Origin of the sequence: Streptomyces sp. NBC_01320 (genome assembly GCF_035974375.1) — a bacterium.
In the GTDB taxonomy this organism is placed as follows: domain Bacteria; phylum Actinomycetota; class Actinomycetes; order Streptomycetales; family Streptomycetaceae; genus Streptomyces; species Streptomyces yanii.
This window is the reverse complement of record NZ_CP108390.1, coordinates 6,759,929-6,784,618: the sequence shown is the minus strand read 5'-3', so window position 1 is coordinate 6,784,618 and position 24,690 is coordinate 6,759,929. Positions and strand designations below refer to the sequence as shown.

Below are 24,690 nucleotides of genomic sequence, written 5' to 3'. Positions count from 1 at the left end.
GGGTGGGTTGTGATGTCGTTGCGGCCGATGGGGCTGCCGCCGGTCCCGGAGCAGACGGTTCGGGTCGCGCGGGCGGCGTTCCCGCAGGAGAGTTTGGCGATCCGGGTGCGGGACCGGCTCGGGGAGGTCTTCACCGATGAGCCGTTCGCTGAGGCGTTCGGGGTGCGTGGGGCGCCGGGCCTGTCGCCGGGGATGCTGTCGCTGGTCACGGTGTTGCAGTTCGCGGAGAATTTGACCGATCGGCAGGCCGCGGCGATGGCGATACGGGCCATCGACTGGAAGTACGCCCTCGGCCTGGAGCTGACGGACACCGGCTTCGACCACAGTGTGCTGCCCCGGTTCCGGGCCCGCCTGGTCGGCAACGGCATGGAACGTGTCGTCTTCGACCGGCTCCTTGAGCACTGCGTTGATGCCGGGCTGGTGGCCGCGGGAGGAAAGCAGCGCACCGATTCCACCCATGTGGTCAGCGCGGTACGGGACTTGAACCGGTTGGAACTGGCCGGGGAGAGCGTGCGGGCTGCGCTGGAGGCGCTGTCGGCCGCGGCACCGGACTGGCTGGCCCGGGCCGTGGACGTGCCGGAGTTCGCCCACCGCTACGGACCTCGGGTCGACAGCTGGAAACTGCCCGGCTCCAAGGTCAAGCGCGACCAGCTGTCCCAGGTCTACGGCCAGGACGCGTTGCGGCTGTGCCGGGCCGTCTGGTCGCCCGACGCGCCGGCCTGGCTGCGGGAGATCGGGGCCGTGGACATCATGCGCCAAGTCCTCGTGCAGACCTACACCGTCCGCACCAGCAGCCGGGGCAAGGAGGTGGTCAGCAAGCGGGAAGCCGACGAGGACGGTGTCCCGCCCGGCCATCTCCGCCTCGCCTCGCCCTACGACCCCGACGCCCGCTGGTCCGCCAAGGGCGACGACCTGTTCTGGCTCGGCTACAAGGTCCACCTCACCGAGAGCTGCGACAACACTCCCCCCGAAGCCGAAGCCGAAGCCGAAGCCGAAGCCGAAGCCCGGGGACTGCCGAAACTGATCACGGATGTGACCACCACCCTGTCGACGGTGCCGGACGTGAAGGCCACCGCGCCGATCCAGCAACAACTCGCCGACCGCGGCCTCCCGCCCGCCGAGCACTACCTGGACTCCGGCTACCCCTCCGCCGAACTGATCGAGGCCGCACGCAGCCGCGGAACCGTCATGGTCACTCCCGTCCTCCTCGACCGATCCGCCCAGGCCAAGAGCCACACCGGCTACGACAAGAGTGCCTTCCGGATCGACTGGAAAGCCCGCCAGGTCCGCTGCCCCCAGGGCAACACCAGCACCGGATGGCACCCGGTGCGACAACGCGAACGAGACGCCATCGTCGTCGAGTTCGCCAAGACGGACTGCCAGGCATGCCCCGTCCGACCCGAGTGCACCTCGGCCCGGCGCGGCAACCGCATGCTCACCCTCTACCCCGAGCACCTGCACACCGCCCTCGCCGCCGCCCGCACCGAACAGAAGACCAAGACCTGGAAGGACAAGTACGCCCTGCGGGCCGGAGTGGAAGGAACCATCAACCAGGCCCTCGACATCACCGGCATCCGCCGGGCCCGCTACCGCGGGCTGCCGAAAGTCCGCCTCCAGCACGCCTTCTCCGCCACCGCGATCAACGTCGTCCGCCTCGACGCCCACTGGACCGAGCATCCACTGGACCGCAGCCGCACCAGCAACCTCACCCGCCTCAGCTACCGACTCACAGCCTGACCACCCACCCGGAATTGCGCACCAGAGTCGCCGCCCGCATGTTGCTGACCAGGGAAAACAGCACCAGTGAGCAGCGACGAGCACCCCCGGGCAAGGATTCGATCCCACTCCTGAAGCGGGTGTCGCAGGTTCGAATCCTGCCGGGGCACAGCATCAAGGGCCAGTTCGGAGGGGTGACTCCCTCGAACTGGCCCTTTCGCTGAGGTTCTGTACCTGTGTGTACGTCGGTACGTCTCCGCTCACCGCCCGGCCCGCCCTGATCTCCGCCGCCGCCCTCAGCGCCGCGCCCAGCGCCGCCCGGTACAGCAGCGATCCCAGGCTCACCCTGCTCACCCCCAGGTCGCCGAGTTGCGCAACCGTGGGGCCGGACGGGGAGTAGAGGATGTTGAGCGGCGCGTCGAGGTCCTTGACCAGCGCGGCGATCGCCGCCGCGCCGGTCAGACCGGGGACGAACACGCCGTCGGCGCCCGCCTGTTGATAGGCGTCGAGCCGGTACATCGTCCCGGCCGTCCGCTCTGCGCCCAGCCAGTGCGTGTCGGTGCGCGCGTTGACAAAGAGGTGCGGCACGGCGGCTTTCACCGCCGCGATCTTCGCCGCGTGCAGGCCTACAGGGGCGAGCGTGCCGTCGGCCCTGCCGTCCTCCAGATTGATGCCGACCGCCCCCGCGTCCGCCAGGTCCCGGGCCAGCTCGGCCACCTCCGACGGATCGTCGCTGAACCCGCCCTCGGCGTCCACCGAGAGGAAGTACGGGCCTGCACCCAGCCGCCGGGCCACGAGCAGTGTGTCCGCTCGCGTCGCCCCCGTGCCGTCCGGCAGTCCGGCCGCCGCGGCCACCGCGAGGCTGGTGGTGCCGATGGCGGGGAAGCCCTGTTCGGCCAGGGCCGTCGCGGAGGCGTGGTCCCAGGCGTTGGGCAGCAGCAGTGGTGCCGCCTCCGGCGTGCGGTGCAGAGCGGTGAACGCCGTGAAGGCGGCGGAGGCGGTGAGGTCGCCGGAGTCGGTCATGGTTCAACGCTAGGGGGGCGACTCTTCGGCCGTCGTCGAAGTGTGTCTCGACGCGCCGCTCAGGACGACGTCACGCGTCTCGTCCTCGGGCGGCGGCCCGGCGCGACGCAGGCCGGGCACCAGTAGCCCTCCTGCTGGATGTGGACCCGGCCGTGCTCCGCGATGTACGGGGAGGCGGCCTTCGCGCTGTGCAGCACGTGGCCGAACAGGTCGGTCCCGATGTCAGGCGGCGGGTCCGTACCGATACCCCGCGGATGGCATCGACTGTTCGATCGCGGGGTTCCGTAGTCTCCCCGGCCGCCCCGACGCCATGGCCCACGCCGGGATCCGGATCGTCCTGGGTACTGGAGCCCTGCGTACTCGCGCTGCTCCGCGACGGGCTCCGCTGCGGTGCGGAGCTGCTGGACGGACTGTCCGACGTCGGCGTGATGACCACCGGCCAGGTGACGATCCATCCCCCGCTTTCCCGGCCGCGCCGGGACGAGCCGTCGCCACGCTGTGCGGGAATCGCCCGTCGGGCCCCGCGGCGCTCCTGCGCGCCGACCGGTTCGGGCCGCGCCTCGCCGGCCGAGTTCGACCTGCGGGCGGGTGGGCTCAGCAGCCCCGCGCCCTCAGCGGCAGGCCACCTTCATCTGCGCGGCGGCGTGGTGCGCGCCCACCAGTTCCTCGTCGCCCCAGTCGCGCCCCCGGTCGACCAGCTGCACCGCGAAGGTGTTGCCCTTGACCGGGTAGCTGCTGACGTCGACGGGGCTGCCGCGATGCCCGGTCTGGCGTACGGCGAAGCCGGTGTAGGCGGAGTCGGCGTCGTCGGGGTCCGAGAGCACCCGGTACACGGTGGGGTTGCCCGCGACATCGCGGTCGCGGCCACTGCTCGGTACGAAGACCGTCAGCGCGCACTCCTGGTAGCCGCTGCCCAGGTGCCAGGACCAGGTGGCGGTGTTGCCCCGGTCCTCGGTCGGGCTGCCGGACATCGGCACGGCGCTGAACCGCCCGTCGCACGAACTTCCCCGGTATCCACCCGAGTCGACCGTGTACCAGCCGTCGTCATCGTCCTCGTACCGGCCGTGTTCGCGGTACGCGCCCGTCGCGCAGCCGGGGCCCGCCCAGGCCGTGTACGCGTAACCGCCTTTGCGTGGTGGTGATTTGGTGGGCCGGGTCGGACTCGGTGATGGGCTTCGCGGGGACGGGGAACCGGAAGGGCCGGGCGTCGCACCCGGATCCGGACTCTCGGTGCCCGACGGGCCGATCCGGGTGGGCGCACCGCCCCTGATGTCACCCGGCGAAACTCCCTCACGGCCCACCGCCCCCGTACGCCTGCCGCCGTCCCCTCCCGGCGTGAGGATCGAACCGGCCGTGACGAGCGAACCGGCGACCACCACAACTCCCGCCGCCAAAAAGGCTTTTCTCCTCCGGGGTAGCGTGGACATCCGGCCCATGAGCGTCTCGCGAGCGATCCAGGAACCGTCCCCGCCGGCCGAGCGGGCCACCGATCCGCAGTCCGGACAGGCCATTCCCGGCAGCGCACCTCGCTGTTCGCCACCGCACTGTTGGCACCTCATGGCAGCACACCATGCCAGGACCGCGTACCGAGAGGGAGAGATCGTGCACGGTTTACTTGCTCTCGCCCTTTCTCAGCGTGGCAGCCCTGCTGCCATCGCCGCCACCGCACGCCGCATCCGACCCTCGTCGTCGCGCACGCTCCGGCTGAACTCCATGTGCAGGAACGGTACGCCGCTCGCCGCGGCCCGCCGTCCCTGTTCATTGCTGCGCCCCTCCAACGCGCAGCGGCGTACCCAGGCCCGGCAGACATCGAATCCGTCCCGCCGCAGGGCGGTTGCCGTACGGCGAGCCGCGGTCAGCCCCTGGTCGCCCTTGCCGGTGGATGCGATCACTTCGTAGTCCGGTTCGGTGGCGTCGGCGAAGCCGTGCACCTGGAGGCCCGGCAGCCGGCGTTCGGCCAGCTCGTCGCAGACCGCGTCGAAGACGCTGTCACTGCGGTGCGCCACATCGGCCCGGTCTCCCTTCCCGGCGTTCCGGTGCGCACCAGCCAGCACCAGCAGCCCACCGGGCCTGGCGCGCAGCACCCCGAGGCCGAGCTGTTCGCTTCCGGTGTCGGCAACCGGATGCGGGACCTGGACCGACCAGCGGGTCGGGGCGCCGAGGTCGACATAGACGCGGCCCCAACCTCGTTTGGCCTCCGCCGCCCGGTCGGCGATCTCGGCGAAGCGGCGGCCGGTCCCGGTGTCGGCGAACTCGCGGATCCCGAATTCGACCTCGGCCAGCCGCCGCGCCGCCTCGGCCCGGCGGCCGTCCAGGAGGAGCCCGACCCCCTCGGCGACGGCACGGCGCTGCGCGCGCAGGGGCGGTTGATAGTCACTGTGCGCGACGGTGCCCCTGGTGAAGTCGGTGATGCGCCGGGCCAGATCGTGGCTGTAAGAAGGGGACGGCGGGGAAGCCGCCCCGCGCCGACCCTGGTCCTGGGTCGGGACGAGAACCACGGCCAGTACGCCGAGCGTGACCGCTGTCACCACGATACCGAGCAGTATTGCCTTGATCGTTACCTTCTCGACAGGATCCGTTGTCATATCTAAGTAAAAATATCAGGGGTGTCACCACTCCCTCACGGCTCCTTCGCAAACCGCGCCACCGTGCTCGCGCTCCTCGCGGCCACCGCCGCCGGCTGCTCCCTGCCCGGCAGCGACAGCGGCGCCGCCGACGCGAGGTCGGGCCCGTCCTTCACCGTCGCCGCCGCGGGCGACATTCTGATCCACCCGCAGCTGACCGAACAGGCCCGCAAGGACGCCGAAAGCAGTGCGGCCGGGAGCACGGACACCGCCACCGACGGGCTCGACTTCGGCGCGATCATGGCCGGGGTCAAGCCGGTGATCAGCAAGGCCGACCTGGCGATCTGCCACTTCGAGCCAGTCATCGGCAAGCCGGAGGGCCCGTTCCAGAGCTACCCGGACTTCCTCGTTCCACCGCAGATCACCAAGGCGATCAAGAGCACGGGCTACGACACCTGCTCGACAGCCTCGAACCACACCCTCGACCACGGCCCCGAGGGCGTGAAGCGCACGCTCGACACCCTCGACGGCGCCGGGCTCAAGCACACCGGCTCGGCACGCAGCAGTGCGGAGGCCGCCAAGCCGCTGATCCTGGATGTCAAGGGCGTGAAGGTCGCCCAGCTGTCGTACGCCTTCGGGTTCAACGGCCGCGAGATACCGGCCGACAAACCCTGGCTCGTGAACCAGAACTCGTTCGACAGGATCGCCGCCGCCGAGAAGGCCGCCCGCAAGGCCGGCGCCGAGGTGGTGATCCTCAGCATCCACTGGGGCCGCGAACACCACCCCGACCCGAGCGCCCCGCAGCTGAAGCTGGCCCGTCGGCTCGCCGAAGAGACCGGGATCAACCTGGTGATCGGCCACCACGCGCACGTGGTGCAGCCGATGGAGAAGGTGGACGGCACCTGGGTCGCGTACGGCCTCGGCAATCAGCTGGCGCGGCACGACGTGCCGTCCGGGCTGACCGAGGAAGGCGTCATCGGCTGGTTCGAATTCCACAAGCGGGGCGGTACGTGGGACGTGGACGCCCGCTACGTACCGACGCTCGTCACCATCCCGCCGGACGTCGACGAGAGCGACCGCGCCTCCGTCGAGGCGGCCGAGGCGCCCGGCGCGGTAACGGACCATCGGCTGGTAAATCTGGCCGAATCCCTGCGCAACGGCAAGTCGCTGTCGCCCGAGGAGCGGGCCCGGTACCGGCTGGCCTTCGAACGCACCCAAGGCACGATGCTCAACCGGGGTGGAGCCAAGGACGGTCTGAAGCCACTGGAGGGCCTTCCGGACTGATCACCTGATCCGCCTGGTCATCACCTGGTCATCCGGCCTGCCGTTGGTCCCACGTCGGCTCGCGGCCCTCTCCTGGGCGGCACACAGTCAACTCACACGCGACCCACAGGTAGGGCTTCAAACGTCGCGTGCGTCACATCGGCGACTCTCCGTACAACCTTTCGCCAAGCTTTCCAGTCCTGAAACTGCTGGAACTGGTCGTTCTGTCTCCATGGCACGCATCGGCGCGGGCCGGAACCCAAAGGGGAACACTCATGGCCGCTTCGTCCGCGAAGCGGCGGCACAAGGTCCGACGCCGGGCCGACATGTCGCTGCTGGGTGGCATCCGTCCCCCCATCGCGGTCCTCTCGGCCCTGCTGCTCTCCCTCGCGGGCATCACCGCCCTGGGCCTGGGCAGGGCGAGTCAGGGATCAGTCCCCGAGGCGGTGCTGACGTCTCAGCAGCGCTTCGCCGAGGACGGTGCCGTCGCCATGCGCGCCTCGATCGACGAGAGCGCCACCGACCTGACGCGCACCGCGGGACTCTTCAGCGCCGGGGAGCCGGTCTCTCCGGACGCCGTCCTCGACAAGATCGGCAGTGTCTACCAGAAGTGGACGGGCACGGCCGTAGTGGAGATCAAGTCGGGCCGGTTGCTCGCCGCACGTGGCGAGAACGTGCCCGTCACCGCCGTCGACACGAGCAGGCTCTCCGCGAAGGACGGGCTCGCCCCACGCATGGTGCGGCTGCAGAACGGCGAGACCCGGCTGCTCGCCCTTGCCCTTCTGTCCTGGCCCGATCGGCCGCAGCAACTGCTCATCGCATCGAGCAGTCTGCGCTTCCCCGGTATCAGCCTCGGACAGTTCCGCTCCATCGCCGTCATCGACAGCGATGGGCACATCCTCAGCAGTGACGGCATCCCCGAGCCCGAGCAGGTCCTGACCGATCTGCAGCGCGACGGCGTCAAGCGCTCCAACAAGGAGCTCAAAGCCTTCTCCAAGGTTGCTGCCACCAAGGCCGCGCAGCACCCGCTCACGGCGAAGGAGCCCGGTTCCGGTGGTTTTCCCGGGGTCAGCGGCAGCCTGCTCGGCAGCTCCTTCCAAGGTGACCGTTCCATTGCGGGATACGCCACGCTCGCCGGTCCGCAGCCGGGCGAGGGCACGGTCGCAACCGCGCTGGGGCTGACTGTCGTGGCCATGGTCGACGTCGCCGTGGACCCCACCCGGACCGTCGGCCCGCTCTTCGGACTGATCGCGGCGGCGGCCCTGCTGCTGATCGGCGCCCTCGCGGTAGCGCTGCTGATCGGTACGGTCCAGCGCCCCCTGCTGCGGCTCTTCCTGGAGAGCCGCCGGCTCACCCGCGGGGATCTGGCCCGCCCGGTCACCGTCCCGAAGTACGGCGAGGCCGCACGGATCGGGCAGGCCCTGGAACGGCTCCGCCGCCAGCTCGTCGGCGAGACCGCGGGCCCGCCTCCCGGCTCCTCCCGCCGCGGCCGTTTCGGCACCCGCGGTCTCATCGTCGTCTGCGGCGTCCTGCTGCTGGCCTGGTCCGCACCGATGCTGCTGCTCTTCAACCGTGCCGACTCGACCGTCGCCGTACCCGAACAGATCATCAGCGACCAGCGCGAACGCACCGACACGCTCTCCGACCGGGTGCGCCGCGCGCTCAACGAGGGCCACGCCGATCTGGTGTCCGTCTCTGCACTGATCGGCGACCGGACCAGCCCCGACGACATGAAGAAGGTCCTGGAGCGCACCCGCACGGAGCATCTGCGCTACCGGTCGCTGTACATACGCTCCGCCGACGGCGCGATCCTGGCCCGGGCCGGTGAATCACCGCACCGGCTGTCCGCCGGTGACGGCGCCAAGGACAACAACAAGCCGTTCGCGCAGCCGATCGGCGTCCTGAACAGCTCCGGCAAGGAGCCCGTCATCGCCGGATACGCCGAGATCCCGGGCCGCAACGGAGCCGCAGTGATCGGCGAGTTCCGGATCGACTTCATCAACTCGCTGCTCAAGCGCCCCGGCCTCGGTCAGATCCGGGTGGTCGACGGCGAGCGCCGGGTCCTGGGAGGCAACACCGGCTATCTGGCCTTCCAGAAGCTGCCGAAGCGGCTCGACGAGCTGGCCACCGGCACCAACCAGAAGACTGGTCTCAGCGCCCGCGCCAGCGGCATCATGTACCGCGACGGCGGCGGCGTCCAGGTCGCTGGTGCGGCGCCGTTCGTCGGCGGCGGAGCGGCAAAGGAACTCGGCTGGACGGTGGTCAGCTGGCAGCCCGCCGCCGGACTCGCCATCCCCGAGTACCGCCTGCAGAACCGCACCGTCCTCGCCGGAGTACTCGGCGTCACCGCCGCCGGGGCCTGCCTCGGCTGGCTGTACATCGTCGTCGTACGTCCGCTGCGTGAGCTGGCCGTCAAGGCCGAGGCGCTGGCCGCCGGCGACCGCCGCACCGTGCTCTTCCCGCATCACCACGACGAGGTCGGCGCCGTCGCACGAAGCCTCGAACTCGTCCGGCAGCAGCTCCAGGAGCAGCGCAGACACGACAGCGCTCCCCTGGCCGGAAGGAACTGATCGGCCGTGCTCTTCCTCTATACCGTGCTCGTGGTCTGCAGCGCGATCCTGCTGATCGCGGGCATCGTCGAACAGCGACGCCACTTCGCCAATCTGGAACGGATACCGACCCGGGTACTGGTCAACGGCATCCGCGGCAAAAGCTCCATCACCCGACTGTGCGCGGGCGCTCTGCGCGGCGGTGACCTCGTCACCGTCGCCAAGACGACCGGCACCGCGGCCCGCTTCATCCACCCGGACGCCACCGAGGAGCCGGTCTACCGCAAGTTCGGCATCGCCAACGTCGTGGAGCAGATCGGCATCGTGCGCCGCGCCGCGTCGTACAACCCGGACGCGCTCGTCATCGAGTGCATGGCCGTCATGCCCGCGCTCCAGGAGATCAACCAGTCGAAGCTGATCCGTTCGACGATCGGCGTGCTCTGCAACGTCCGTGAGGACCATCTGGCCGAGATGGGCCCGACCCTCGACGACGTGGCCCGCTCCCTGTGCCGTTCCATGCCGGAGGGCGGCATCTGTGTCACTGCCGAGCAGGACCGCTTCGACATCCTCCAGGAGGAGGCGGATGCCCGGGACTGCAAGCTGATCTACGCGGACCCGAACACCGTCAGCGACGAGGAGCTGCGCGGGTTCAGCTGGTTCACCTTCAAGGAGAACGTGGCGATCGCGCTGACCGTCGCCGAACTCCTCGGCGTGGAGAGGGAGACCGCACTCCAGGGTATGTACGACGCGCCGCCGGACCCGGGTGTCCTCTCGGTCGAGCGGTACCTCACCCACGACGACAAGCGGCTGCGGTTCGCGAACGTCTTCGCGGCCAACGACCCCGAGTCGACGCTGATGAACATCAACCAACTGCTCGACCTGGGTGCGATCAACCGGCCGTTGAACGTTGTCATCAACTGCCGCCCCGACCGGGTCGAGCGCAACGGCCAGATGGGCCAGATCATCCCCGACCTCCAGCCGGAGAAGGTCTTCGTCATCGGCCACCCGGCGAAGAGCGCCATCGACGCGATCCCCACCGAGTGGCGGAGCACTGCGGTCGACCTGGGCGGTGACAAGAGGGACCCCGAGGAATTCATGCAGCAGCTGCTCGCCCAGCTCGGCCCCGATTCGTCGCTCGTCGCGATCGGCAACATCCACGGGCAGGGCGAACTGCTGCTTGAGCAGCTGGCCGAACTGCCTGCGGACGAGACGCCGGACGAGACCCCGCGTGACGTACGCGACGACGGGCCGGCCACCGCCGCCTTCCCCGTGATCCCGGCCCAGCCGAACCCCTCCGACCGGTCCGAAGCCACCGATGTACGGCATGACGAGACGCTCGCCCTGCCGCGGTACACCCCGCGCCTCGACCCGTTCGCGCCGTACTCGGAAGCGTTCGAGGCGCGCTACCAGCAGCGTCGGCAGAGCGTGCTCCCGCTCTCCGCACCGCCCCAGCAGGCGCCGCCCGCGCAGCAGCCCACGGCCGGGATGCAGTCGCAGCCTCCGTCGCAGAGTTCGGCGCAGCCGACCTCGCAACCGTACGTCCGCGGCCCGTTCGAGCCGGTCAAGCCGCCCGCATCGGCCCAGCAGCAGAACCCAGGAGAGCCCCGTTGATCCCCTCCGTCCTCACCCCTGAGATAGCCGCGATCGGTATCGCCCTGGGGCTGATGTTCTCGCTGGTCTGCTATCTGACCACCAACCTCTCCCCCGGTGGCATGATCACACCGGGCTGGCTTGCCCTCACTCTCGTCGAGGACCTCCAGCGCGCGGCCATGGTGGTCGGCGTCACCGTGTTGACGTACGTTGCCGTGCTCGGCCTCCAGCGCGTGGTGATCCTCTACGGCAAGCGGCTGTTCTCCACCGTCGTCCTCACCGGCGTCATCTTCCAGGCGACGCTGATGATCGTGCTGTCGCTGGAGTTCCCGCTGATGTACACCAACCAGACGCTCGGCTTCATCGTCCCGGGCCTGATCGCCTATCAGCTCGTCCGGCAGCCCAAGGGCGCAACACTGCTCGCGACCGGCACGGTGACGCTGACGGCCTACGTCGTGCTCACCGCCGGAATCCTGCTGGGCGCGCTGCCCTCCGTCTGACCGGCACGCCGACCGACACCGCCCGACGACCAATCCAACCCGGAGCTGACCGACTCATGAGTGCCAAGACCAAACGCGGCCCCCGCCCGGTGCTGCATGCCGTCACGGTGATCGCCCTGCTGGCCGGAAGCGCCTACCTCACCGTCGAACTGCGCAAGGACGAGCAGGCCAAGGCCCCGGCCGTGCAGGCCGTCACCGACAACCCGGCGCTGCGGTCCTCCGGCGCCGGTACGGACACCGGCGACCAGCGCTGGGAGCGGCTGCAGAACCCGTCCCGCACGCTGTTGCGCGGCGCGACCGGCGAGGTCCTCGCCAGCTTCACCGATGGCGCGCGCACGGCCACGCTCACCGGCCCCAGCCGTACCTTCACCGAGCCCGCCACCACCAAGTCCCGGATCGTCACCGAGGACTGGGTGCGGCTGATGCCGTACCAGTGGAAGAAGGGTTCGCAGAAGGAGAAGTGGTTCAAGGACTGGTTCAAGGAATTCTTCGGCAGCGAGGAGGACGACCTCTTCGCCATGGCCTTCCAGTACGTGGACCAGGCGCCGGTCAAGAAGGACGACGAGGGGGTCCCGTACGCCGGGGACGCCAACTTCGGGCCGATCAACCCGAACGGCAGCCCGGGCAACGACTACCGCCTGGAGGAGTCCGACTTCTACGACTACCTGGGCATCCCGTACACGTTTCGCAACGGCACCACCATGCAGCCGCGCTCCGAGCGCGCCCGCTCCATGGACTGCTCGGGCTTCATCCGTACGGTCTTCGGTTACCGCGCCCGCTACCCGCTGATGGCCACCGACACCCAGGGCGACGGCCTGCCGCGTACCGCCAACGGCATGGCCCGCTCCGACCGCGGCACGGACATCATCGAGCTCACGGGCATCGCCCCCGCGGACCGGCCGAAGAACATCGACGTGCTGCAACCGGGCGACCTGGTCTTCTTCAAGCTCGACCAGCGCACCAAGCAGCGCCTCGACCACGTCGGCATGTACATGGGGCACGACACCGATGGACACAAGATCTTCGTGTCCAGCCGCGAAGAGGTCAACGGACCGACCATCGGCGACAAGGGGGGCACCTCCCGGCTCGACGGAAACGGCTACTACGCCGCGACGTTGCGCAGCGCGAAGCGCCTGTAACGCCCGGCCGCACCGCTCACCGCAGCCCGGAGGCCCGCTGCACCGCTCAGCGCAGCTCTTCCGGGCACGGGGTGCCGGGCGAGAGCTGGTACGGCGCCGCCAGCCGGTACACCCCGGCGCGCGGCGCGAGCAGTTCCGTCCACTCGTCGCCGTCCGCGTCCTCGTCCACCTTGATCAGGCAGCCGTTGGTGTTGACGAAGGTCCGCGGGCTGTCCTGGTCCGTGCGCTGCTTGGACGCCTCGGTCTCCTGCGGGCGTTCCACGCTCTTGCCCTCGTCGTCGACCAGGGCGAGCCAGCGCGAGTACGGAATCCGGATCAGCACCCGGCCCGCCCGCTTCACATGGATGGTCAGCTCGCCCGCACCGGCCCGGTCGACGGTCGCGGGCGGATCGGCCAGCGGCACCGGGCTGTCGACCTCGAAGAGCTGCCAGTTGGAGTCGGACCAGACCTTGCGCAGATAGGGCTGCCCCTTCCGGACGAGCTCCGCCTCCTGCACCGCACCGGTGGCGTCCGGCTCCCCCTTGGGCAGCACCACGTAGTGCACGGCCCAGCGGTCGAGCCACTGGCGGTAGTTCACGGGGTTCAGGGTGTCGTCGTAGAAGAGCGGGTTGCGCTCCATGTCGGCCTGCCGGTTCCAGCCGCGGGCCAGGTTGACGTACGGCGCGAGCGCGGACGCCTCCCGGTGGCTGCTGGCGGGCACCACCTCGACCCTGCCCCGCTCCGCGCCGATGTTCTGGAGCTCGTTGACGAGCGGCGCCAGTTCGCGCGTCCAGGAGGCGGCCGGGGCGGTGCGGACGATGTCGTCGGCACCCTTGAAACCGATCCAGACGTTCATGCCGACGAACGCGAGGAGGAGCGCGTACCAGCGGCGGGATCGCGGCACTGCGTACGGCAGCGCGGCAAGCAGAGCCACCCCGGCGAACAGCATCGCCATCCGCGTGACGTTCGACCCTATCTGCGAATCGATCACATAGGTCAGCAGCGTCCCGACCCCGTAGACGGCAGCGGCGGTACGGACCGTGCTCCACTCGCGCGGCACGAGGAAGAAGACGAGGACGGCGAAGAGGAACGGCAGCGACAGCGTCGCGATCGACATCGGCTGCGTACCCGAGAAGGGGAACAGCCATGAGGACAGCGCCACCACCACGACCGGTGCCAGTCCCAGCGCGTACGCCCCCGGGCGCCGCTTGTTCAGGAACAGCGCCGCCGCCACCACGCCGAGGAAAAGTCCCGCGACAGGGCTGCCCGCGGTGGCAAGACCGGCGAGCGGCGCGGCGACGGCCGCCTTCGCCCAGCGCTTGTGGCGCCACCGGTACGGCCAGCAGAACACCGCGGCCACCGCGCCCAGGGCGAACATCATGCCGAGCCCGAACGTCACCCGCCCGGACATTGCGTTGCACAGGAACGCGAACACCCCGGCGAGCGAGCAGGCGAGCGGGTTGCGGACGGCCGGGACCCGGACCAGGATCAGCGCGGTCAGCCCCGCCGACACCGTCCCGGCGATCATCATCGTCGTACGGACGCCGAGCACCGACATCAGATACGGCGACACGACGCTGTACGAGACGGGGTGCATGCCCCCGTACCAGGCGAGGTTGTACGCGGTGCCCGGATGCCGGCCGACGAACTCGGCCCAGGCATCCTGCGCCGCGAGGTCGCCGCCGCTGTTCGCGAAGAAGAAGAACCAGAGGATGTGCGCCACGGCAGCGACGGCGGTGGTGATCAGGACAGGATGGGCCACCGTCCACGTCCGGAGCCTGACACGAGGCCCGCGATCGGCCTGCTGCTCCGGTGCCGTACGGCGCGGTGTCGCCGAAACGGGCGGGTGTACTCGCGGCTTGTCGGGGACCGGCGTGGTGGGGCTCCCCGCGGGGGTGGTGCTGCCGTCCGCGCGCGTCGGCTCAGCGGTAGTCACTACAGCTCTCCACGTCTTTCTTCTCCCACCCATCTGCGGGCATGCCAGCTGCCCTCATGTGTCAGGACGCCGTCCCTACGTCCGGCAGTTGCTCGGCCGGACGATTGAGCGAGGGTGGCTCACCAGATGTCCGTTTCGGGACGCTAGCACGTGCGATCGAGATGAGTGGCTGAGATGTGCTCTGTCACGGACCGATCGAAATATGCAGCCTTCGTGAAGATCAACTCGCCAAGAACAAGGAGTTCCGTGCACATGCGCAAGTCCCGTGCGATCGCTTTGACCGCCGCAGCCGGCGCGCTGGCCGTTGTCGGCACAGCGGCTCCGGCCTACGCGGCGACCAGCCCTGCCTCGATCTGCGACTCGGGCTACAGCGTCATCGACTCCAAGTCGTTGTCCTCGAGCCCCGCGGCGACGACGTACCTCCTGTGGAACGGCAGCACGAACTGCGTCGTGACCATACGAGGGACTGCTGGCGGCGCCACTCTGATGCACGCCAAGGTCAAGGTAGAAGGCGGAAGCTGGAAGGTGGACGAGGGTGACTACACCTCGTACGCCGGTCCCGTCCGGGTCGCCGCGGCCGGCAAGTGTGTGATGTGGGGCGGTGGCATCAATGAAGCCTCCTACACCAGCGGCTGGGAGCACTGCGGCTGATTTCGCAACCGCACGGACGGTGGCCCCAGGGACTTGCTTCCTGGGGCCACCGTCCGTCGTGAGTTCAGCAGGGGTCACCCGACCCGGGTCAGCTTCGCCCCGAAGCCGGGCTCGGCCAGGTCCATCTGGAGCGCGACCGGAGCCGAGACCTTGCCGGTGCCGGTGCCGGCTGTCACCTCACCGACCACCGTGCCCGAAGCCGCCGAGTGCGGGACCTGCTCGTCTCCCTCACCGATGTTGAGCTTCACCTGGAGGCCGCCCCAGCCGATCGCCTTGAGATCCTTGGTGGCGATCACGGGGGTCTTGCCGCCGAGGCCGTCATCGACGTAACCGACGACATCGCCCTTCTTCACGACCGTGGCGGAGTCGACGCCCTTCTGTGCGGTCTGGATCAGCTTGAGGCTGTTCTGGATCGCACGCTGCAGCTTCGCGTCCAGAGTGCCGTCCACCTGGGCACCCATCACCACGCCAATGATCCGACGGCTCTTGCCATCGATGACCGTGTCGGCGGCCCAGAGCAGGTTGCCGCCGGCCGGGGTTGATGAGCCGGTCTTGATCCCGCTCACACCGGGCTCCAACAGGATCCCGTTGTTGTTGTAGATCGTCTTCCCTACGCCCGGGATATCGGCCTGGGGCATGTTCACGATCTCGCGGAAGACATCGTTCTGCATGACTGCCTCGGCCAGCTTGAGCTGATCGGCGGGGGTGGACACGGTGGACGACTCGAGACCGCTCGGGTCCGTGTACGTCGTGTTCGTCATGCCCAGATCCTTGGCCGTGGCGTTCATCTTCTCGACGAAGGCCTTCTCGGTCGTGGCGTCCCAGCGTGCGAGCAGACGTGCCGCGTTGTTACCGGACGGGATCATCAGCAGCTGGAGCATCTGCTTCTGCGTGTACTTCTGCCCCTCCTTGATGGGGGCGGTCGACTCGTCCGGGCGGTTGGCCTCCTCGCCCGCCTTCTTGTCGACCTCGATCTCCTTGCCCACCTGTTTACCGGTGATCGGGTGTTGCTTGAGGATCACGTATGCCGTCATCACCTTCGCAACGCTGGCGATCGGCATGGGCTTCTGCTTGCCGTAGCTGCCAATGGTGCCGACGCCCTCGACCTCGACAACACCCTGGCCCTCGGCGGGCCACGGCATGTCGATCTTCCCGCCCGCGAAGGTGTATGTGGGGTCTGCGGAGCGCACCAGCGTGGGCGCCGGCAGGGGGCGCACGGCCTGTACAACCGCAAACGCGATCAGCAGAAGCAGGACCAGCGGGGTCCAGATCTTGACCCGGCGGACGGCCGTACGGACCGGCGTCTCCGGGGGCGGGGGCGTGTTCGTCAGCTCGGCCAGCAGGTCGAGCGGCGGCCTGGGCGGCATCGGCTGCTGCCGGGTGCGCTCGGCGCCGCTGAGCGAGGGAGCGGGGTCCTGCGCCGGGCTCGGCCGGGTGGCCGGCGTGGCTGCGGATCCAGTCGTCTCGGGCTTGCGGGGCGCCGGGGCGGGGCGTGCGCCGTCGCGGCGGAGCGGTACGAACTGGCTGGTGCGCTCGGCGGGGCTCTCGGGCTCCGGCTTCTCCTCGGGCTTCGCCGAGGGGCGGGTGATCTTCAGCGCGGTCGTCGGCTGGTCGATCCGGTCGCGCCGGATCGCCTTGAAGACGGCCGTGGGCTGATCGATTCCGCGCTTGTCCGCAGTGGGCTCGGTGCCGTCGGTGTCGCCGGTGTCCTCGGCGGGGTCCGCGACGTCCCCGCCGGTGGCCTCGGCGCCCTTGGCCGCGCCGTCATCGGCGTCGTCGTCAGCGTCGTCAGCCGCCGCGGGTTCGCTGTCACCGGCGTCGCCGGCGTCCTCGGCGGGGTCCACGTCATCGGCGTCGGCGCCCTCGGCCGCGTCGTCACCGGCGTCGTCAGCCGCCGCGGGCTCGCTGTCACCAGCGCTCTTGTTGCCCTCGGATACCGCGGCGTGGCTCTCCTCGCGCTCCTCCGAGACCCGGGTCTCATCGGAAGCGTCGCCGGAGACCGCAGGCTCGTCCTCGTCCGCGTCAGTGGTTGCGGCGTCACCGGACGCCGCAGGCTTGTCGGCGGCCTCGTCATCCGCATCGTGATGGGTGTCGGCGTCCGCTTCCGCGGCGTCGTCCGCCACTTCAGCCGCATCCGCCGCGTCCGCGCTCGATGCAGCCGCCTCGTCCGCGGTCGCGTCGGCGGAGTCCGTCCCACTCTCGCCCGCCTCTTCCGCCGGCGCCGGCGTGTCGCTCTCCGCGACCGTCTCGGGCTTCGCGGCGTCATCGGCGTCGTCGGCGGCCTCGGGTTCCTCGGCAGCAGCGCCTGCGGCGTCGTCGTCACCCTTCCCCACCCACGCAGCCACCGCCGCACGCAGCCGCGCGTCGCCCTCCTCGGGCTCGGCGGGCCCGGATGGCGTGGAGGTCGCCCCGGGGCCCTCAGAGGCGTTCTCCGTGCCCTCGACGCCCTCGGCGTGCTCCGCGTCCTCGCCGTTCTCGACCGGCTTCGTACGGAAGACCGCCGTCGCCGTGTCCTGCTTGCCGCCGGACTCCGCCGGGGAAGCCGGTTCACGGAAGACGGCAAGCCGCGGATCGCCTTCGCTCCGAGCCGTTCCCGACGACTTCTGCTGCTCCGACTTGTCGGGGGACTCGCCCGCCACCGATGCCTCCTCCTGCGCTGCGGGGTCCCCCCCGCGCTGTCCGAACCATCTACCAGTGTCCTGTGTGAACCCGCGGCCGCGCTGCTAGACGAGAACGACATACCTACTGGTTCCCGTACGAAGCACCCAGGCGCTCTCGACAGACCAATGTGAGAGGGGTCACCCTGTCATTCATCCACGCGGGGAGGCATGGATGGGCAGGAGCCGCAGAACAATTCCGGAGGAGCTTCTGCTGCTCGCTCTGGACCCGACCACGGGTACCACAGCGCAGCCGCAGTCGCTCGACCTCGGCCTCGCCGGAGCTCAGCTAGTGGAGCTGGCTCTGGCAGGACGGATAGCCCCTGACGGGGATCGTATCGCCGTGGTGATGCCACGGCCGACAGGAGATCCGACACTGGACTCCGCACTGGAACTGCTGCGCCGACGCGGCAGCCCGGTTCGGGCCGTCCACTGGATTGGCGGGCCCCGACTGGGGTTGCGCCAGACCTATCTCTCGCATCTGGAGCGGTGCGGCATGGTGCATGCCGTCGCGGGCCAGATGTGCGGGGTACTGCCGACGACTCGCTACCAGGCGACGGAAACGGCGATCAGCCGGGAGATCAGATCCCGGCTGGACAGTGCGATCCGCACCGGTGTACCGCCGGACCCGCGGACCGCGGCGCTCGCCGCACTGGCCCACGCGGTCGGACTCGGCAAGCACCTCTACCCCGGGAACGAGGGGCGCTCATCGCGCTCCCGGCTCCGGGACCTGATCAGACACGACCCGATGGGCGGTCTCGTGGCGCACGCCGTGATGGACGTCCAGAACGGGGCGATCGCCCAGCCGCGCCGCAACCAGGCGGCGGGAGGGCCGTTGCAACCGCAAGTGCAGTCGCAGTCCCGTCGCGACAGCATGGTGCACACCGTTGCCCACTAGGGCAGCGCGCCGCACCACCGCAACAACAGAACCGCATACCGCCGCACCGACGTCCCCAAGACCCGGTTCGGGAGCCGCACCACGCGCGGGGCAGCCGGTCCACCGGCTGCCCCGCGCGCCTGCGTGTGGCCATTTCCCAGCGCAACCGACCCCACGGGTGGCAATCTGCTGAGCAGTAGATACGCACAGCTACATAGCCGGAGGTGCCGTTTCCGTGCCGTCCAACGTCAATCCCACCGTCAGGCGACGCCGGTTGGGCCAGGAATTGCGCCGACTGCGCGAGCTCAAGGGCATGACGGCCGAGGAGGTGGCGGAGCGACTGCTGGTCTCGCAGTCGAAAATCAGCCGCCTGGAGAACGGCCGCCGTTCGATCAGCCAGCGTGATGTCCGCGATCTCTGCGGGGTGTACGAGGTCGAGGACCACCGGATCGTCGACTCGCTCATGCAGATGGCCAAGGACTCCCGCCAGCAGGGCTGGTGGCATGCCTTCGGCGACATCCCGTACAGCGTCTACATCGGTCTGGAGACCGACGCCGAGTCACTGCGGGTGTACGAACCGCAGGTGGTCCCCGGCCTGTTGCAGACCCGGAGTTACGCCGAGGCACTGATCAACGGCGCGCTGCCGGAGGCACCGCAGACCGACATCGACAAGCGCGTCAGCGTCCGTGCGCGCCGCCAGGACCGGATCACCACCCAGGAGGGGCCGCTGCGACTCTGGGCGGTCGTCGACGAGGCCGCGCTGCGCCGGATGGTCGGTGGCAGGCAGGTCATGATCGAGCAGCTGGAACAGCTCGTCGAGCTGTCACACCTTCCCCATGTGACGATTCAGGTGCTGCCGTTCGACATGGGCGCCCACCCGGGCATCAACGGGCAGTACGCCATTCTGGAATTCCCGGATGCCGCGGACTCCAGCGTCGTCTATATCGAGGGCGTCACCAGCGACCTCTATCTGGAGAAAGCCAATGATGTGCAGCGGTACAGCGTGATGTACGAACACTTGCGGGCACAGGCACTGAACGTGGAACAGACCCGGCACTACATCGCCGACATCGCGAAGACGTACGCCCAGCTCAGCACCCACTGACCGACAGAACCAGACATTCCGCAAAGTCCGGTATGCGGGAAAAGGAACGATGTTACGGGTGAGGCGACGGCACGGTACACCGTCGCCGCATCAAAGCGGAAGACCCGCATGGAATATGCCATCCGGTCGAGTGAACGGCCCTCTCACCCGGCGATGTTGGCGAGTAGCGTCGATCACGCCAACGGATACGCAGTTGGTGCGACTCACACAACTCTCTGAATCCGAACCGGAGTGAACATGGCTATTCGTCAGGGTGCCACGGACAATTGGACGAAGTCGTCGTATTCCGGGGGCAACGGCGCTTGCGTCGAGGTCAAGTCCCCCCTCGTCCAATCGATCGCGGTGCGCGACTCGAAGGCCCCCGAGGGTCCTTCGATCGCCTTCGTGCCCGGTGCGTGGAACGCCTTTGTGTCCGACATCGCCAAGGGCTCCGTCGACGTCTGACCCATGCCCACCCACAGAATGCGGTGCGGCACCGAAACGGTGCCGCAGGAAGCCCTCTCGACCGGTCCGCCGTCCTGGCCGAGGGGGCCCACCGCCGGACGGACCGTTCAGCGCAGCTGATCCACGTACCTGTCCGTGCCGGGCACGGTCGGGATGAACGGCGCCACCAGCTCCACCCGCCCCAGGCCGGATTCCGCAACCGCCGCGTCGAGCCCGGTGAAGTGCTCCGCCCAGCACTCCCGCGGGTCCTCCTGGAGGAACCAGAGCAGGGTGAGCCGGGTGACGACGCCCTCGACCTGCTTCACATAGGTCATCGTAGCGCCCGTCCGTCACCCAGTACGTGGACAGGTAGCATCCGGCGCCGACCGGCTGCGCGACCGCGGACTTCTCCGGGTAGCGCAGCTCCTGGAGCTCCCGGGTGGCCACCCAGCGCCGCCCGGCGAACATCCAGGGCATCGCCATCGCGCCTGCGTAGTAGTGGTCGTCCTCGTACCAGCGGTTGTACGCGTACTCATGGCCCGGGTGCGGTTCCACCATGGTGATCAGCGTGTGGCCGGGATGGACTCCGTACGGCCCCAGCGCGGCCAGTTCGGCGTACGTATCGCTGCGCGTCTCGTCGCTCATGCCGTTCCCCTTCCGTACTCCGCTACAGCGCCCTACTCTGACGCCCCGTCAGAAGAACTGCCAGAGCCGGGAGGCACCCGATGCTGCTCGCAGGGAAGACCGTCATCGTGTCCGGCGTAGGCGCCGGGCTGGGGCATCAGATCGCGGCGACGGTGGTTCGGGACGGCGGGAGCGCCGTCCTCGGAGCGCGTACCGCGGCCAATCTCGCCAAGTCGGCCGCCGAGATCGATCCCGGAGGCCGTCACACGGCCCATCAGGCCACCGACATCACCGACGAGGCGCAGTGCGAGGCGCTCGCCCGGCTGGCGCTGAGGCGGTTCGGGCGGATCGACGCGGTGGTCCATGTCGCGGCCTGGGACAGCTACTTCGGCGGGGTCGAGGACGCGGACTTCGCCACCTGGCAGTCGGTGATCGACGTCAATCTGCTCGGCACGCTGCGGATGACGCGCGCCTGTCTGCCCGGGCTGAAGGAGCGGGGAGGCTCCGTCGTCGTCATCGGCACACAGTCGTCGGTCGCCGCGCCCTCTCAGGTGCAGCAGGCGGCGTACGCGGCGTCGAAGGGCGCGCTCACCTCGACGATGTACTCCATGGCGCGGGAGTTCGGTCCGCACCGGATCCGGGTGAACACCGTGCTGCCCGGCTGGATGTGGGGTCCGCCGGTGCAGGCGTACGTGCAGTTCACCGCGCACACCGAGGGCGTGCCGGAGGCCGAGGTGCTGGGCCGGCTCACCGAACGAATGGCGCTGCCGGAGCTGGCCACGGACGGCGATGTGGCGGAGGCGGCGGTGTTTCTGGCCTCCGACCGGGCCCGGGCGATCACCGGGCAGTCCCTACTGGTCAACGCCGGCGAACTGATGTGCTGAGGCGCCGCAGCGGCGAGGGCGCCGAGGTACTGATGCGCCGATGCCGGCAGCGGTGATCGGCAACAGCCCCGGTTCCCGTCCTTCTCTCCTGTTCCCCTGTTCTCCTCCTTCTCGGCCGCACGGGACCCGCATCCCGTGCGGTCTTTCTGCGCTCTACGGTGCTTCTGATCGTTCTGCACAGCCTGACGAAGTGCCCGCTCATCGTGTGGCCGTCGTCACGTTCACGACAACGCCTCCGTAGGTCAAGAGCAAGTAAAATCGTTCGACTTGCTGATTCGCGTTCACATCTCTGATCGCCAAAAACCTTGACCGAGGGACCGAACAGGCGGTTCAATCCCCGATGTCCCCGCTCCCGCACGGGGCCCCGCTGAGCGGCCGTACTGACGAAGTGCGCACCCCGTTCATAAGGCGGACCCCAGGAGGGGGCACATGAACAGTCTCGACTGGGTCGTGCTCATCGGCTACTTCGGCGTGATGATCGCGATCGGACTCTGGTCCCACAAGCGTGTGGACAACGTCAGCGACTTCTTCACGGCCGGCGGCAAGATGCCGTGGTGGCTGTCCGGCATCTCGCACCACATGTCCGGCTACAGCGCCGTGATGTTCACCGGGTACGCCGGTATCGCCTACCAGTACGGCGTCACGTCGTTCGTGACCTGGTCGCTGCCGATCGCCATCGGCATCGGCATCGGCGCCAAGCTCTTCGCGCCCCGGCTCAACCGACTGCGCTCGCGGCTGCATGTCGCGTCGCCGCTCGAATACCTGAAGAACCGCTACAACATCCAGACGCAGCAGGCGCTCGCCTGGTCCGGCCTGCTGCTGAAGATCGTGGACGTCGGCGCCAAGTGGGCGGCCATCGCCACCCTGCTCTCCGTCTTCACGGGCATCTCCATCACTCAGGGCATCTTCATCACGGGCGCCATCACTGCCGTCTACTGCACGGTCGGCGGCCTGTGGGCGGACGCGCTCACAGAACTGGGGCAGTTCGTCATCCAGCTCTTCGCCGGCGTCGCGATGCTCGTCACCGCCATGGCCAAGCTCGACGGTGTCAGCACCCTCTGGACGGTCTGGGACAAGCTGCCCGAGGGCCACACGAACCCGACGGCCGGCCCGTACACGGTGACCTTCCTGCTGGCGTACCTCTTCATCAAGACCTTCGAGTACAACGGCGGCATGTGGAACCAGGCCCAGCGCTACATGGCCACGGACTCCGCCGCCTCCGCGACCCGCTCGGCCCGGCTCTCCGCCGTGCTGTGGCTGGTCTGGCCGACGGTCCTGTTCTTCCCGATGTGGTGCGCCCCCCTGCTGGTCCACGCGCAGAAGCCGGACGCCTCCGACAGCTACGCCCTGATGACGGAGCAGCTGCTGCCGCACGGTCTGCTGGGTCTGGTCGTCGTCGGCTTCTTCTCGCACACGATGGCCATGTGCTCCTCGGACGCCAACGCCATCTCGGCGGTCTTCACCCGGGACATCGCCCCGGTCCTCTCGAAGGCGGCCCGCAGCTGGAGCAGCCGCACGGGTCTGCTGGCGGCCCGAGTGTCCACGCTCGGCTTCCTCGGTCTGTCGATGGCGCTGGCCACCCAGATCAACTCGCCGACGTTCAAGGACATCATCTCCGTCGTCATCAAGTGGGTGGCCGGTCTGATGGGTCCGATCGCGATCCCGTTCATGCTGGGCCTTCTGCGCAGGTTCCGTAAGTCGGGCCCGACGGCCGCGCTCGTCAGCTGGGCGGCGGGTCTGCTGGCGTTCTACTTCACCAACTACAACTTCGACGGTTCGGTGAAGACGGATGTCGCGCTCCAGTACCAGGTGGCACTGCCGCTGGCGATCTCGCTGGTGCTCTACATCCTGATCGGCTTCATCAAGCCCGAGGACACCCCGGAGCGCGACGCGCTGATCGAGAAGATCAACACGGACGGTGACGGGGACGCCGGGGGCGCGAAGGTTCCGGCGCAGGCCGGTTCCGGCGACGCCGCGGTCGCGGAGGGTGTGAAGGACTGATCCCTTCAGCCAGTGCAAGGGGCGGGGTGCGGACGCGGCGGCGTCCGCGCCCCGCCCCTTTCCCGTGCGTCCCGTACGCCGGTCAGCCGCGCGGGTAGCGGGTCAGCCAGCCCTGGGCGGCAGCCGACGGGCTGTGGAGCGTCGGTCCCTGGGTCATCTCCATGGCGAAGTCGTCGGCGAGTTCCAGGAGCGTGGCCCGGCCCTCCAGTTCGGCGAGCCAGGCGGGCGGCAGTGCGGTCTCGCCGTGCAGCACACCGAGCAGTACCCCGCAGAGGGCCCCGGTGGCCGCGGACGGGCCGCTGTGGTTCACCGCGAGCCGCAGCCCTTGCCGGACGTCCTCGCCGACCAGTGCGCAGTACACGGCGACGGCGAGGACCTCCTCGGCGGAGTCCGTGTCGCCCAGCGCCTCGATGAGGGCCGGGCCCGGGATGCCCTGGCGCACGGAGCCGAGGGCCTGCTGCAGGGCGTCGGTGACCTGTTCGTGGCCGGGGCGCTCGGCGAGCAGCGCCAGGGCCTGCTGGACGGAGCCGTCCAGCGTCTGGCCGCGGGCCAGCCCGTGCACCACGACGGCGAGGGCGCCCGCGGAGAGCAGGGCGGTGGGGTGGCCGTGGGTCTGGGCGGCGCATTCGACGGCCAGTTGCAGGACGAGCTGCGGTTCCCAGCCCACCAGCAGTCCGAAGGGGGCGGAGCGGGTGAGTGCGGCCGAGTCGCGCGCGGCGGGGTTCTTGGGCTGGTCGAGGGTGCCCATGGTGGTGTCGCCCAAGCCGTTGAGGCATTCGCGGGTGGGGGCACGGCGGGCGTAGAGCCACTCCTCCTGGGCGAGCCAGCCGTTCTCCGTGCGCCGCTCGTCCGGACCCCAGTCGCTCTGGGTGGCGGCCCAGCGCAGGTGGGCACGGTACACATCGGTGGGCGGGTGCCAGGCGCCGGTGTCGCGGCGGACCTGGGCGCGGATCAGTCCGTCGACGGTGAACAGGGTGAGCTGGGTGACGGCGGTGACCGCACCTCGTCTGCCGTGGACGGGCACGAAGTCGGTGACGGCCTCGACGCCATGGGCCGCGCGGATCTCTTCGAGCGAGAGTCCGCTCACGGCCGCGCCGAGCGCGTCGCCGATGGCACCGCCCAGCAGGCAGCCGCGCACCCGGCTGCGGAAGTCCTGCTGTTCGGCGCGGCCCCAGATGGCTGTGGCTCCTGTGCTCACCGCGCCCCTTC

General features: G+C 69.4%; 19 protein-coding genes and 1 pseudogene. 12 read left to right on the top strand and 8 right to left on the bottom strand.

Annotated features, from left to right (window positions below; translation table 11 throughout):
* Positions 1-12 precede the first annotated feature (12 nt).
* A complete protein-coding gene (locus tag OG395_RS30915) occupies positions 13-1,737 on the top strand; it encodes an IS1182 family transposase (protein WP_327245858.1) in 1,725 nt (574 codons plus the stop codon).
* A gap of 153 nt (positions 1,738-1,890) precedes the next feature.
* Here the strand turns inward: OG395_RS30915 and OG395_RS30910 are convergent, their stop codons facing one another.
* The 4 genes from OG395_RS30910 to OG395_RS30895 all read right to left on the bottom strand — a co-directional run bounded on the left by OG395_RS30910 (position 1,891) and on the right by OG395_RS30895 (position 5,324).
* Positions 1,891-2,739 carry an isocitrate lyase/PEP mutase family protein gene (locus tag OG395_RS30910; protein WP_327245857.1) on the bottom strand — a complete coding sequence of 283 codons (849 nt, stop codon included), beginning with the start codon at positions 2,737-2,739 and terminating at the stop codon, positions 1,891-1,893.
* Between the two features lie 59 nt (positions 2,740-2,798).
* Positions 2,799-2,936 (bottom strand): hypothetical protein, encoded by a 138-nt coding sequence (locus OG395_RS30905; protein WP_327245856.1) that lies wholly within the window; start codon positions 2,934-2,936, stop codon positions 2,799-2,801.
* 414 nt (positions 2,937-3,350) lie between these two features.
* A complete protein-coding gene (locus tag OG395_RS30900) occupies positions 3,351-4,250 on the bottom strand; it encodes an adhesin (protein WP_327245855.1) in 900 nt (299 codons plus the stop codon).
* A 120-nt stretch (positions 4,251-4,370) separates the two neighbouring features.
* The gene (locus tag OG395_RS30895) at positions 4,371-5,324 is read right to left on the bottom strand and encodes a hypothetical protein (protein WP_327245854.1); all 954 of its coding nucleotides are present in this window, start codon (positions 5,322-5,324) and stop codon (positions 4,371-4,373) included.
* A gap of 21 nt (positions 5,325-5,345) precedes the next feature.
* Here OG395_RS30895 and OG395_RS30890 point away from each other — a divergent pair, with 21 nt between their 5' ends.
* The 5 genes from OG395_RS30890 to OG395_RS30870 all read left to right on the top strand — a co-directional run bounded on the left by OG395_RS30890 (position 5,346) and on the right by OG395_RS30870 (position 12,344).
* Entirely contained in the window at positions 5,346-6,587 is a 1,242-nt protein-coding gene (locus tag OG395_RS30890) for a CapA family protein (protein WP_442818619.1), read from the top strand.
* A 254-nt stretch (positions 6,588-6,841) separates the two neighbouring features.
* Positions 6,842-9,136: a HAMP domain-containing protein gene (locus OG395_RS30885; protein WP_327245853.1), complete on the top strand. Its 2,295-nt coding sequence runs from the start codon at positions 6,842-6,844 to the stop codon at positions 9,134-9,136.
* Positions 9,137-9,142: 6 nt separating this feature from the next.
* A complete protein-coding gene (gene pgsB / locus OG395_RS30880; protein ID WP_327245852.1) occupies positions 9,143-10,726 on the top strand; it encodes a poly-gamma-glutamate synthase PgsB in 1,584 nt (527 codons plus the stop codon).
* Positions 10,723-11,205, top strand: coding sequence for a poly-gamma-glutamate biosynthesis protein PgsC/CapC (locus OG395_RS30875; RefSeq protein WP_327245851.1), 483 nt, complete (start codon positions 10,723-10,725; stop codon positions 11,203-11,205). The genes pgsB and OG395_RS30875 overlap by 4 nt, the downstream gene beginning before the upstream one ends.
* 56 nt (positions 11,206-11,261) lie before the next feature.
* Positions 11,262-12,344: a C40 family peptidase gene (locus tag OG395_RS30870; RefSeq protein WP_327245850.1), complete on the top strand. Its 1,083-nt coding sequence runs from the start codon at positions 11,262-11,264 to the stop codon at positions 12,342-12,344.
* A 46-nt stretch (positions 12,345-12,390) separates the two neighbouring features.
* Here the strand turns inward: OG395_RS30870 and OG395_RS30865 are convergent, their stop codons facing one another.
* Complete coding sequence (locus OG395_RS30865) at positions 12,391-14,292, bottom strand: MFS transporter (protein ID WP_442818618.1); 1,902 nt, start codon at positions 14,290-14,292, stop codon at positions 12,391-12,393.
* Positions 14,293-14,511: 219 nt separating this feature from the next.
* Between OG395_RS30865 and OG395_RS30860 the strand changes: the two genes are divergently transcribed.
* A complete protein-coding gene (locus OG395_RS30860) occupies positions 14,512-14,910 on the top strand; it encodes an acetyltransferase (RefSeq protein WP_327245848.1) in 399 nt (132 codons plus the stop codon).
* Between the two features lie 74 nt (positions 14,911-14,984).
* Here the strand turns inward: OG395_RS30860 and OG395_RS30855 are convergent, their stop codons facing one another.
* Positions 14,985-17,549, bottom strand: coding sequence for a D-alanyl-D-alanine carboxypeptidase family protein (locus tag OG395_RS30855; protein WP_327245847.1), 2,565 nt, complete (start codon positions 17,547-17,549; stop codon positions 14,985-14,987).
* A gap of 193 nt (positions 17,550-17,742) precedes the next feature.
* Between OG395_RS30855 and OG395_RS30850 the strand changes: the two genes are divergently transcribed.
* From OG395_RS30850 to OG395_RS30840, 3 genes are all read left to right on the top strand, one after another.
* Positions 17,743-18,465, top strand: coding sequence for a GOLPH3/VPS74 family protein (locus tag OG395_RS30850; protein ID WP_327245846.1), 723 nt, complete (start codon positions 17,743-17,745; stop codon positions 18,463-18,465).
* A gap of 214 nt (positions 18,466-18,679) precedes the next feature.
* Complete coding sequence (locus OG395_RS30845; protein ID WP_327245845.1) at positions 18,680-19,549, top strand: helix-turn-helix domain-containing protein; 870 nt, start codon at positions 18,680-18,682, stop codon at positions 19,547-19,549.
* Positions 19,550-19,786: 237 nt separating this feature from the next.
* Entirely contained in the window at positions 19,787-19,993 is a 207-nt protein-coding gene (locus OG395_RS30840; RefSeq protein ID WP_327245844.1) for a DUF397 domain-containing protein, read from the top strand.
* 107 nt (positions 19,994-20,100) lie between these two features.
* Here OG395_RS30840 and OG395_RS30835 read toward each other — a convergent pair.
* Positions 20,101-20,617 (bottom strand): annotated as a pseudogene (locus OG395_RS30835) (hypothetical protein).
* An 80-nt stretch (positions 20,618-20,697) separates the two neighbouring features.
* On the opposite strand from OG395_RS30835, the gene OG395_RS30830 reads away from it, so the two are divergent.
* Together OG395_RS30830 and OG395_RS30825 are read left to right on the top strand one after the other, a co-directional pair.
* On the top strand, positions 20,698-21,480 hold the full coding sequence (locus tag OG395_RS30830; RefSeq protein WP_327245843.1) for an SDR family oxidoreductase: 783 nt from the start codon (positions 20,698-20,700) through the stop codon (positions 21,478-21,480).
* A 429-nt stretch (positions 21,481-21,909) separates the two neighbouring features.
* The gene (locus OG395_RS30825) at positions 21,910-23,481 is read left to right on the top strand and encodes a sodium:solute symporter family protein (RefSeq protein WP_327245842.1); all 1,572 of its coding nucleotides are present in this window, start codon (positions 21,910-21,912) and stop codon (positions 23,479-23,481) included.
* Positions 23,482-23,563: 82 nt separating this feature from the next.
* Here the strand turns inward: OG395_RS30825 and OG395_RS30820 are convergent, their stop codons facing one another.
* Positions 23,564-24,679 carry an ADP-ribosylglycohydrolase family protein gene (locus tag OG395_RS30820; RefSeq protein ID WP_327245841.1) on the bottom strand — a complete coding sequence of 372 codons (1,116 nt, stop codon included), beginning with the start codon at positions 24,677-24,679 and terminating at the stop codon, positions 23,564-23,566.
* Positions 24,680-24,690: the final 11 nt, after the last annotated feature.

Coding starts and splice junctions, on each gene's coding strand:
- OG395_RS30865 (WP_442818618.1), bottom strand. CDS start 14,292: ATGGGTGGGAGAAGAAAGACGTGGAGAGCTGTAGTGACTACCGCTGAG.
- OG395_RS30825 (WP_327245842.1), top strand. CDS start 21,910: ATGAACAGTCTCGACTGGGTCGTGCTCATCGGCTACTTCGGCGTGATG.
- OG395_RS30860 (WP_327245848.1), top strand. CDS start 14,512: ATGCGCAAGTCCCGTGCGATCGCTTTGACCGCCGCAGCCGGCGCGCTG.
- OG395_RS30900 (WP_327245855.1), bottom strand. CDS start 4,250: ATGGCCTGTCCGGACTGCGGATCGGTGGCCCGCTCGGCCGGCGGGGAC.
- OG395_RS30840 (WP_327245844.1), top strand. CDS start 19,787: ATGGCTATTCGTCAGGGTGCCACGGACAATTGGACGAAGTCGTCGTAT.
- OG395_RS30915 (WP_327245858.1), top strand. CDS start 13: ATGTCGTTGCGGCCGATGGGGCTGCCGCCGGTCCCGGAGCAGACGGTT.
- OG395_RS30895 (WP_327245854.1), bottom strand. CDS start 5,324: ATGACAACGGATCCTGTCGAGAAGGTAACGATCAAGGCAATACTGCTC.
- OG395_RS30850 (WP_327245846.1), top strand. CDS start 17,743: ATGGGCAGGAGCCGCAGAACAATTCCGGAGGAGCTTCTGCTGCTCGCT.
- OG395_RS30885 (WP_327245853.1), top strand. CDS start 6,842: ATGGCCGCTTCGTCCGCGAAGCGGCGGCACAAGGTCCGACGCCGGGCC.
- OG395_RS30910 (WP_327245857.1), bottom strand. CDS start 2,739: ATGACCGACTCCGGCGACCTCACCGCCTCCGCCGCCTTCACGGCGTTC.
- OG395_RS30830 (WP_327245843.1), top strand. CDS start 20,698: ATGCTGCTCGCAGGGAAGACCGTCATCGTGTCCGGCGTAGGCGCCGGG.
- OG395_RS30870 (WP_327245850.1), top strand. CDS start 11,262: ATGAGTGCCAAGACCAAACGCGGCCCCCGCCCGGTGCTGCATGCCGTC.